Consider the following 9,171-nt stretch of genomic DNA (forward strand, 5'->3'; position numbering starts at 1 on the left):
CCTTCCACGTTCACCGGCGGGCCGGGAGCGCCGGCTAGAAGAACACGTTCAGCGGGTTGGCCGACGTCTCGTCGGCGGCCAGCGGGTCCCTGCCGAGGCGGCCCGGCACGTCCCACAGCCGACCGGGGCCGAGCCGGCGCCAGAAGTGCCGCAGGCCCGGCACGACGACCTTCACCACGGCCAGGTCGACGTCCGGGCGAGACTGGTCGACGACGATCACCTCCAGGCCGGCCCGCTCCGCCCGGCGTACGCACCGGCGCACGTCGTCGCCCACGTCGCCGGTGGTCAGCGTCGGGTGGTCGGCGGCGGTGCGCGGCGGCCGGGTCGGATCCGGGGACAGCCACTGCTGATCGGCGACCCGCACCGTGCCGAACCAGCGCGCGGTGTCCGGGTCGTCGCCGCCGTACCGGTTGCGCTCGGAGGTGGGTCCGGGCACGGCGGGCAGGAACTGGTTCACCTCGGTGAGCGCCCGGGTCAGCGCGACCCGCGCGTCCAGGTGCGCGCCGAAGCCGACCAGGACGTCCTCCGTCCCGCCGTCGGCCCGCCGGGACACCGCGGCGAACGTGGGTACGCCGAGGTCGGCGGTCAGATCGAGGGCCCACAGCTCGCGGCTCAGGGCGGTGGCGTGGTGGTCGACGCAGGCAGTGGTCCACGGGTCGGCGAACGAGGCGAGGTCCACGCCGGGCATCCGGGAGCGGTGGTACCACCACAGGGCGACGCTGTCCCGCTCCACGAGTTCGCAGAAGCCCTGCAGGATCGCCTCGGACAGGTTGCCGCCGGCCGCGCAGCCGTTCGAGTCGGCCGAGCACACCCCCCAGCCCGGTCAGCTCCGGGTGGCCGTACCAGCAGTACGCGGCGGGCAGCTCGCGCGGCGTCTGCCGGGTCAGCGACCAGCCCGTCGTCCAGTCCAGCTCCACGTCGTCCGGCAACGGGCGGGGAACGCGGTGCAGATGGCCGAGGTCGCGGTTGAGCCGGTCCCGGTCGGCGTACTGGCGGTCCGAGAACAGCAGCAGCTCGCGCAGGTGCACCGCGCGGTCCGGACCGAGCTGCCGGTAGGTCGCCCGGTGCACCGGTCGGTCGCCACGCCACACCCCGCAGTAGCGCTCCACCGCCTCCCCGATCGCGCTCATCCGGGCCTGGAGGTCGGTCCGGCCCTTGCCGCCGCTCTGCCCGCGCAGGTTGCGGCGCAGCCCGGCGAGCTCGCGGGGCTGGGCGAAGTTGTGCCCGGCGGAGTAGGTGTGGGTGACGCCGTTGTCGGTCGCCTCCAGCGGGGTCAGCCGGCTCACCACGCCCAGGTACCGGCTGACGTGGTGGGCGAGTGCCGCGTACGTCTCGGCGGGTTCCCGGGTACGGGAGTCTCCGGCCCGGCTGGGCTGGGCGCCGCTCGGTGGCAGGTCGATCCGGGGCTCGGCCTTGCGGACGAGGTCCGGGTCGCCGCACGCGGGGCACTGCGGTTGGCGTACGAGCTGGTGGCTCTCCGTGCTCAGGTCCCGGGTGTCCAGGGCCACCATCCGGCCGGTGAGGCGGGGCGACGTACCCCGCACGGCGAGCACGGCGAGTTCGGCGGCGAGCAGGCCGGCGGCGGTGGTGGCCAGTCCGGGCAGGACCGCCCGTCCGGGCTGCGGCAGCGGACCGGCCAGGTCCTGCCCGCCGAGGAACGCGTTCACCTGCTCGTTCTCCTGCCAGCGTTGCCGCAGGCAGGCCCAGCAGCCGGTACGGCCCGGCACCAGGTGCGGGCCGAGGAAGACGACGTTGCCGTGCGGCCGGGCCAGGGTCCAGGCGCGACCGGCGGCCAGGTGGCGGTCGTTCATCGACGCCAGCCGGGGGTCGAGCATCGACGACGGCAGCACCAGCACCTGGGCGTCGTCCGGGCCGGGGTCCGGTCCGTCCGGCCCGACCACTGTCACGGCGAGTCCGAGGGCGCGCAGCGCGTCGGCGGTCTCGGCCACCCGGGGCGCCCCGAGGTACACGACGGTGACCGGGCCACCGGCCATCCACCGCCGCCCCGCCTCGGGCGGGACGCCCCGGGCGTCCCAGCCGGCGGCCTCGGCCGGCGAGGTGTGCGCCGGGCCGGACGTGAGCAGGCCGTGGTCACGCAGCCGGGCGAGGGCGGTGGCGACGGCGGCGACCGGGTGCCGGGTGGCCAGCCGGGCCACCACGTCGGCCAGCGGCGCGGCGCCGTCGAGCTGGTCGGCCAGGTCCGCGGCGACCGGATCGTCGACGAGCAGGCTGCGGGTCTCCCCCAGCACCACGAGCGGGCCGTCGGGCAGCCGCACCGGCACGTAGTCCGATCGGAAGCGCGGACGCCACATGGTTCCTCCCGAGCCTGGTGGCCGGGCCGCGGGTACCACCGGCCCCGCCGGCGATCACGGCTGCTGTCATCGTCGCGGTCCGCGGCCTCCGATCCCGAGTGATGCCACCGGTTTCTGCCGTCGGCGGGGTCGGTGCGCGGTCAGCCGGCGGTGACCGTCAACGCGGTGTCGTTGAGTCCCAGCACCGACGTGCCGGTGGTCTGCTCCGGTACGAGCAGCAGGAAGGTCTCCACCCGGTTGACCCGGATGGATTTTCCGCTCACCGCCGTGCGATGACCGGTGGCGATCAGGTCCGGGCTCTGCGGCACCATCCGGACGGTGGCCGGACCGCCGGGCGCCGGGCGCAGCGTGTCGGTGGCGTGGACGGTCAGGAAGGTCAGCGTGCCGGTCGGCGTCGTGACCGCGCAGTCCGACCACTCCGCCCGGTCCAGGGTTCGCCGGACCTCCGCGCCGACGCCGGCGAGTTGCTGCCCGTAGACCTCCCAGCCGCCGGCGAACTGGCCGTCGAGCAGCGGGCTGGACGCGATCAGGGACCGGTTGCCGGTGGTCGACCCGATGCTGCGGGCGAACACCTCGGCGGCGAGCGCCCGGCGGCTGGTCTCGTCCAGGGCGGTGCCGCCCTCGGTGGCCGGCCGGCCGTCGATGCTCCGGGCGGCCACCAGCGCAGGCTGGGTGACCTGGACGTTGTGGCTGAGCTTCCACTGGCCGTCCGTGCCGAGCACGAACTGGCTGACGTCGGTGGGGGCCAGCTCTGAGCCGGCCAGCTTGAGGGTGGCCGTGACGAGGAAGCACGCCGGGTCGCCGGGCGGCACCGCGAACGCCGGGTTGATGTGCTGGAACGACGGTTGCGCCTGCTGGTTGTAGGCGGCCCGGCGGACCGCGGCGACGCTGAGGTCCAGCGAGGGCGGAACCTCCTGGGTCCGCAGCGTCTCGATGTCGCCGGCCACCGAGGCGGCCGAGTCGGCCTGGTCGAAGGCGGTGAGCACCAGCGCGGCCCGGTCTCGGCCGAAGCCGGCCGAGCCCTCGGGCGCGGGGGTGGCCGCGTCCACCGGTTCGCCGCCACAGCCGGTCAGCATCAGCAGCGCCGCAGCGGCGGCGGCGAACGGCATCGCCGGCACCGGCGCGGCGAGGGTACGCGGGCTCCTGACGGATCTTCTGCCCAGCATCTCGTCCTCCATCCACAGCCGGTGCGCGGGAATCGCGCCCGATGCAGTCGAGTATGTGAGCGACCGTCGGCCCGGGCCGGTGGCGGCGCGGCCTCGTGCTACCCGGCCCGCGGGCGTTGCACGGAACGATGTCATCCGGCCCGGACAGCGGTCACCGATCGGTGTCGTCGAGCCGGGCGACCCAGGCGACCAGGCCCGACCGGGACGCGACGCCCGCTTTGCGGTAGATCCGGGTCAGGTGCGCTTCCACCGTGCGCGGGCTGATGTTGAGCTGCCGCCCGATCAGCCGGCTGGTGACTCCGGTCGTCGCCAGCCGCGCGATGTGCCATTCCCGGTCGGTCAGCGCGGCGGCCTCGCGCGGGCCGACCGGACGCGCCAGTCGCAGGGCGACCCGTTCCGTACCGCACCACCCGGCCAGTTCCAGCGCCCGGCGGCGGGCCCGCGCCGCCGGGCCGGGCTGGTCCGCGGCTTCGGCCGCCCGGGCCAGGGAGGCCAGCGCGAGGCTTGCGCCGCAGCGCCATGCCGCCGGAGCGGAACAGGTCGGCAGCGGTCTTCCAGGTGGAGCTGCGCCGCGGGGACCTCGCCCGCGGGCGAGCAGCACCCTCGCCCGTACGCCCGACTCGGCGAAACCCCCGCTGCCCCGGCAGGGCCCACCTGCTCCGCCTCGGCCCATCGCCTGCCGGGGCCTGCCGCTCGGCGTCGTCCACCTCGCCCGGCGGCGAGCGCGGGGGGCGCAGAAGAAGCTCGTGCCACATCGGACGGAGGGTGGTCTGGAGGCGGCTGAGCCGGCTGTCGCCGCCGGCCGAGCGCACCAGTTCGGCACAGGTCGCCGGATCACCGGCCAGCAGCGCCGCCGTCGCCAGCGCGGTCGCGGCGGTACGACCGCACCAGGTGGCGGGGTCGGTGGCGATTCCGACGGCGCTGCGGGCCAGCGCCACCGCCCGGTCGTCGTCCCGAGGACCGCCACGCCAGGCGGTCGCCTCCGCCTCGAACGCCAGGGCGAAGCTCAGCAGGTGGCGGCTGCCGATGCGCCGGGCGACGATGCCGGCCTCGGTGGCCAGTCCGATGGCCGTGCTCAGCCGGCCGGCGTGGTACGCCACCTCGGTGCGCGCGAGCAGAAGCTGACACAACCCGTCGTCGCGGTGCGAGGCGCGGACGAGCGTCAGCCCGCGGTCGAGGTGCCGCACCGCGTCGGCCTGCCGTTCGAGGTACAGCTCGGTCAGGCCGAGCGCGGTGAGGCAGTCGGGGTGGTCCCGCAGGTCCCGGTCCGGCAGCGAGTCGACGATCCGGGCGCCGGCGTCGAGCAGCCCACGGGCGTCGTCGAGCGCGCCGTCGTGCACGGCGGCCAGGCCGCGTACGGCCAGGAGGCCGGCCCGGTCCACGCCCGGGCCGCCGGGATCCGCGGTGAACGCGTCGGGCAGCCCGGCCACGGGACGGCCGGCCAGGATGCCGGCGACGCCGATCTCGGTGGCGAGCCGGTAGCCGCCGGCGGGCCCGGTGCCGACCGGCAGCGCGGCCAGCTCGCGCCGGCTGATCGCCACCGCCTCCGCGTAGTTGCCGAGCAGGCGTTCCACGCGCGCCCACAGGGCTACCGCCTGGGCCCGTCGTCCCTCCGGGTCGGCGGGGAACAGCGGCACGATCTCCTGGAGCAGGGCCCGGCTCTCGGCCAGGTCGCCCGCCTCGCCGGTGACCTGGGCCAGCGCGAGTGACACGTCGCGGCGACGTTGGGCTTCACCGGCCGTCGGCCGCAGCGCCCGCAACGCCAGCCGCAGCCAGCGGATGGCCAGGTCCGGTGTCTCGCGCCGGATCTCCTGGGCGGCCCGGGAGAGCACGTCGACGCAGCGTCCGGCCCAGCGGCCGTTCGGCAGGGCGAGCAGGCGCTCGGCGTAGCGGGCCCGGTCCGCGGCTGGCGCGCCCAGGTCGACGAGCGCGGTGAGCGCTCGCGCGCAGGCGTCCACCCGCCAGGCCGGGTCGGTGTCCTGGGCGACCGCCATCCGCAGCACCGGGTGCCGGAAGGCGAAGCGTCCGGTGCCGGGGACCGCGGCGGATCAGGTCGAGCCGGGCCAACCGCCAGCCGGCCGCGACCGCCAGTGCCGCCGGCACCTGCGCGACCTCGGCCAGCAGGTCCGGGGCGAAGGGCGCATCCACTATCGCTCCGGCTCGCAGGCAGGCCAGTTCGACGGACGGCAGGTCGGCCCACTCGCGGCGCAGCACGGCCACCGCCGCGTCGGGCAGCCGAACACCAGGCGCCTCCCGGAGCGGGTCGGCGGCGGCCGGAGCGGGGCCGGCCGGGAGCGCCGCCAGGTAACCGGGGTTGCCGCCGGTCAGGTCGTACCGGGCTCGCAGCTCCGCCTGGTCGACGTGGGGGTGCAGGAGCGCGACCTCGGCGAGGCCGAGCGGGCGGAGTTCGATCCGGTCGCGGGACGTCGGTTCCGGATCGGCGTTCTCGTCGGACTCCGGTGGGCCGAACGGCATCGGGGTCGCCATCTGGCGCGGGCGGTAGACGAGCACGAGCAGCAGCGGCGCGGGCACCGGATACCTCAGGAGGTGGGCGATCAGGCCGGTGGAGGAGGCGTCCGCCCAGTGCAGGTCGTCGAGGACCAGCACCAGTCCGTCCCGGGCGGCCAGGCCGATCAGCCGGCGGGCCGCCTGGTAGGTCCGGAACCGCCGGGCGTCCGACGCCGGTGGCACCGCGCCCGCGGGCTCCGCCCAGGTCGGTGCGGGTCGCCCGGCACGCAGTCCGCGGCGGGGTGGCTGGCCCTTCGTGAGGGCGTGCCGGAACACATGGAAGGGAACTCCTCGCTCGTCCGGCGCGCACGTCCCGACGGCCCACGGGACCGTGGGGGCGCATCGTTCCAGGGCCTCGCGGACGAAGCGGGTCTTGCCGATGCCCGGCTCTCCGACCACTTCGCAGACCATCTGCCGGCCGTGGCCGAGCGCGGCGGCCTGGGCTTTTCCGATACGCGCCAACTGTGCTCCCCGCCCGACGAAGCACGGGCCCGTTGGCGCATTTTCCAGCCCAGGTGTCATCACGCAGATCAGACGCTTTCCGGCACTCCATAGGGGATGGTCGCACTATACCGTCGGGAGCATCGGGAGATGTCGAAGATCTCGAATACGGCAGGCCTTTGTTTCACCGGATGTCGGAACGCCGATTCTTTCCGACATCGCACCACAACCCACAGAAAGGGACTGGTCACCACAATGACGGAACGATACCGACATCACTACGATTACGTGCGGCCGCGCGAACTACCCGAAGCGGTCAAATCTCTACTCCACCGTCGGCCGGCATTGTCACTTCCGCCAATCCTTGAAGGCGGATTAGAAATGGCGACCGGAAACGGATGCCGCGCCGTCGAGCCGCGCGCGACAGCGCCGGCCTCGGAACCCCGCCACCCGGAAGATCCACTTCCGGGTACGCCCCGATGCATAGATCCTTCACCGTCGCATCGATAGTCGTAGACAACTTTCACCACCGTCGATAGCCTCCATTCAGTGACACATGTCGATAAGGAGGCTCCATGCGACGGCTCATGCTCTCCTGCGCCCTGGCGGCCATCGGCGCCTGGGCAACAGCCCCGGCACCCGCGACCGCCGCTCCCCGCCCGGCACCCGGCCCCGTCGCCGACGCCGTGACCGCGAAGCTTCTCGGCTCGGCCGACGCCGCCGCCCGTACGGCGGACGCGCAGCAGGCCCGGATCAGCGTCACCCGCACGAACGGCCGGTGGGCCTTCGGCACCGCGGTGCTGCCGGCGGACCGGTCCGCCGACGCGCACCCCACCGGCTCGGTCTTCCTCGCCCGGGCCGACGCCAGGGGCTGGACCGTCGCGTTCGACGGGGAGGCCGCGTTCGGCGACCTGGCCGCCGCGTCGCCGCTGGTGAGCGAGACCGAGAAGGCCGTCTTCACCACGCCCGTCACACCGACGTACGCGGGCGGCGACTTCCGTACCGGCATGGCGCTGCCGTTCGCGGTCGGGCAGACGTGGACGCTCACCTCCGGGCCGCACGGCTGGGGCGGCGCCGCCGCGCCGTGGAGTTCGGTCGACCTCGCCGGCGGCGACCAGGTCGTCCGCGCCGCCCGGGCCGGAACCGCGTACACGATGTGCACCGGCTGGATCCGGGTCATCCACGACCGGGGCTACTCGACGGACTACTACCACCTGTGGAACAGCATCTCCGTCAACGGCGCGGGCGTCGCCCAGGGCGCGTTCCTGGGCAACACCGGCACCGATGTCACCTGCGGCGGCTCCGCCACCGGCCGGCACGTGCACTTCGGACTGCGGCAGAACTCGGCGTACGTCCCGATCGCCGGGCACGGCATCGGCAAGTGGGACTTCGTCAGCGGCGCGGCGGCGTACCAGGGCGGCGCCCGGCACGGGTCCGCCTACGTCGGCGCGGGCGGCGGCGTCTACAACTACGGCGCGCTCGGCTTCAACCAGGGAGTCGTCGACGCCAACGGCGGCGGCACGCTGACCCGGCGCTCCGGACCGGGCACCGGGTACGGCGTCCTCGGGTCGGTCGCCGACGGCGCCACCGTCACCGTCTCCTGCTCCGCCAACGGCACCTCGCACACCGGCCGCTACGGCACCACGGCGCTGTGGGACCGGCTCAGCGACGGCAGCTGGGTGTCCGACGCCTACCTCTCCACCGGGGTAAACGGGCCGGTAAACGGCTGGTGCTGATCGTGCGCGTGGATCATGGCACTGCTACCTTCCGGACGCATGGACGACTCCCCTCGCTGGTACCGCCCGGTCCCTGACCTGCTGCTCCTGGTCGGCAGCGCCACCGCGCTGCTCGGCTACCTGATCCCGTGGTTCCGCGCCAGCCGCATGCACCAGTGGTCGTACTCGGGCTGGGCCTATCTGGAGACCGAGGGCGGCTGGACCTGGCTGGTCGTGGTGGCCCTGGCGATTGCCGTCCTGGCCGGCCTCTGGGCCGGGCGGAGCGTGGCGTGCGCCAAGCTCTCGGTCGGCGCGGCGGTGGCCGGGATGTTCCTCGCCGGCGCGGTGGTCGCGGTGAGCCTGGGCGCGCTGCCGGAGCGCGACAGCATCAACTGGGTCGGTGAGCTGCCGTTCGAGATGGGGATGCCGCTCATGGCGGTCGGATTCGGGACCGTCGTCGCCGGGGCGCTGGGCACCGTACGCCGCCCGGTGCGGGAGTGACGCGACGTCACGCCGCCGGCAGGTCCACCACCCGGGTGGCCCAGCGGGCCATCAGCGCCGGGTCGTGGGTGATGACCAAGACCCCGGCGCCCTGCCGGCGCTGGTAGTCGCCGATCACGGCGGCGACGTGCGCCTGCGTGGAGGCGTCGAGCATCGCGGTGGCCTCGTCGCAGAGCAGGTAGTCCGGCCGGTGGACCAGGGCCCGGGCGAGGCAGGCGCGTTGCAGCTGCCCGTCGCTGACCGCGTGCGGGCGGCGGGTCAGCAGGTCGGTTGTCAGCCCGACCAGGTCGGCCAGTTCCGCCGTACGGGCGGCGGCCTGCTCGCGCGGCGTGCCGGTGGCACGTAGCGGCTCGGCGACGATGTCGGCGAGGCTGAGCCGCGGGTCGGTGGCGGCGCGCGGGCTCTGGAACAGGATCGCGACACGCGTGCGCACCGAGGCGGGCAGCCGGTGCCGGGCGCCCCGGACGGGACTCCCGTCGAGCGTGAGGTGCCCGCTGTCCGGTGCGTGCAGCAGGGCGAGGACGCGGG

At 74.7% G+C, this 9,171-nt stretch carries 9 protein-coding genes and 1 pseudogene; 4 read left to right on the plus strand and 6 right to left on the minus strand.

The window, feature by feature from the left end; genetic code table 11:
• Window positions 1-34 precede the first annotated feature (34 nt).
• The 4 genes and pseudogenes from MCBG_RS34815 to MCBG_RS31855 all read right to left on the minus strand — a co-directional run bounded on the left by MCBG_RS34815 (window position 35) and on the right by MCBG_RS31855 (window position 4,151).
• The gene (locus MCBG_RS34815) at window positions 35-811 is read right to left on the minus strand and encodes a YcaO-like family protein (RefSeq protein ID WP_051611258.1); all 777 of its coding nucleotides are present in this window, start codon (window positions 809-811) and stop codon (window positions 35-37) included.
• 31 nt (window positions 812-842) lie between these two features.
• Window positions 843-2,312, minus strand: a pseudogene (locus tag MCBG_RS35245) (TOMM precursor leader peptide-binding protein); the annotation flags it as partial.
• Between the two features lie 140 nt (window positions 2,313-2,452).
• The gene (locus MCBG_RS17145; protein WP_124778776.1) at window positions 2,453-3,478 is read right to left on the minus strand and encodes a hypothetical protein; all 1,026 of its coding nucleotides are present in this window, start codon (window positions 3,476-3,478) and stop codon (window positions 2,453-2,455) included.
• Window positions 3,479-3,629: 151 nt separating this feature from the next.
• The gene (locus tag MCBG_RS31855) at window positions 3,630-4,151 is read right to left on the minus strand and encodes a helix-turn-helix domain-containing protein (RefSeq protein WP_084789555.1); all 522 of its coding nucleotides are present in this window, start codon (window positions 4,149-4,151) and stop codon (window positions 3,630-3,632) included.
• 230 nt (window positions 4,152-4,381) lie between these two features.
• Here MCBG_RS31855 and MCBG_RS33070 point away from each other — a divergent pair, with 230 nt between their 5' ends.
• A complete protein-coding gene (locus MCBG_RS33070; protein WP_198033304.1) occupies window positions 4,382-4,603 on the plus strand; it encodes a hypothetical protein in 222 nt (73 codons plus the stop codon).
• Between the two features lie 17 nt (window positions 4,604-4,620).
• Window positions 4,621-5,187 (plus strand): hypothetical protein, encoded by a 567-nt coding sequence (locus MCBG_RS31865; RefSeq protein ID WP_198033305.1) that lies wholly within the window; start codon window positions 4,621-4,623, stop codon window positions 5,185-5,187.
• Between the two features lie 22 nt (window positions 5,188-5,209).
• Here the strand turns inward: MCBG_RS31865 and MCBG_RS31870 are convergent, their stop codons facing one another.
• Window positions 5,210-6,508 carry an AAA family ATPase gene (locus MCBG_RS31870; protein ID WP_084789560.1) on the minus strand — a complete coding sequence of 433 codons (1,299 nt, stop codon included), beginning with the start codon at window positions 6,506-6,508 and terminating at the stop codon, window positions 5,210-5,212.
• 494 nt (window positions 6,509-7,002) lie between these two features.
• On the opposite strand from MCBG_RS31870, the gene MCBG_RS17160 reads away from it, so the two are divergent.
• Both MCBG_RS17160 and MCBG_RS17165 read left to right on the plus strand, forming a co-directional pair.
• Window positions 7,003-8,163 (plus strand): peptidoglycan DD-metalloendopeptidase family protein, encoded by a 1,161-nt coding sequence (locus MCBG_RS17160; protein WP_043327019.1) that lies wholly within the window; start codon window positions 7,003-7,005, stop codon window positions 8,161-8,163.
• A 39-nt stretch (window positions 8,164-8,202) separates the two neighbouring features.
• Window positions 8,203-8,643: a hypothetical protein gene (locus MCBG_RS17165; RefSeq protein WP_043327021.1), complete on the plus strand. Its 441-nt coding sequence runs from the start codon at window positions 8,203-8,205 to the stop codon at window positions 8,641-8,643.
• A gap of 7 nt (window positions 8,644-8,650) precedes the next feature.
• Here MCBG_RS17165 and MCBG_RS17170 read toward each other — a convergent pair.
• On the minus strand, window positions 8,651-9,171 hold a 521-nt coding region (locus tag MCBG_RS17170), incomplete at its 5' end, for an ABC transporter ATP-binding protein (protein ID WP_043327023.1).

The sequence above is a fragment of the Micromonospora sp. M42 genome (assembly GCF_000568915.1).
GTDB lineage: Bacteria > Actinomycetota > Actinomycetes > Mycobacteriales > Micromonosporaceae > Micromonospora > Micromonospora chalcea.

Excerpts from the sequence above, each read along its gene's own strand:
- MCBG_RS17145 (WP_124778776.1), bottom strand. The coding sequence starts at position 3,478 with ATGCTGGGCAGAAGATCCGTCAGGAGCCCGCGTACCCTCGCCGCGCCG.
- MCBG_RS31855 (WP_084789555.1), bottom strand. The coding sequence starts at position 4,151 with ATGGGCCGAGGCGGAGCAGGTGGGCCCTGCCGGGGCAGCGGGGGTTTC.
- MCBG_RS31870 (WP_084789560.1), bottom strand. The coding sequence starts at position 6,508 with ATGACACCTGGGCTGGAAAATGCGCCAACGGGCCCGTGCTTCGTCGGG.
- MCBG_RS17160 (WP_043327019.1), top strand. The coding sequence starts at position 7,003 with ATGCGACGGCTCATGCTCTCCTGCGCCCTGGCGGCCATCGGCGCCTGG.
- MCBG_RS17165 (WP_043327021.1), top strand. The coding sequence starts at position 8,203 with ATGGACGACTCCCCTCGCTGGTACCGCCCGGTCCCTGACCTGCTGCTC.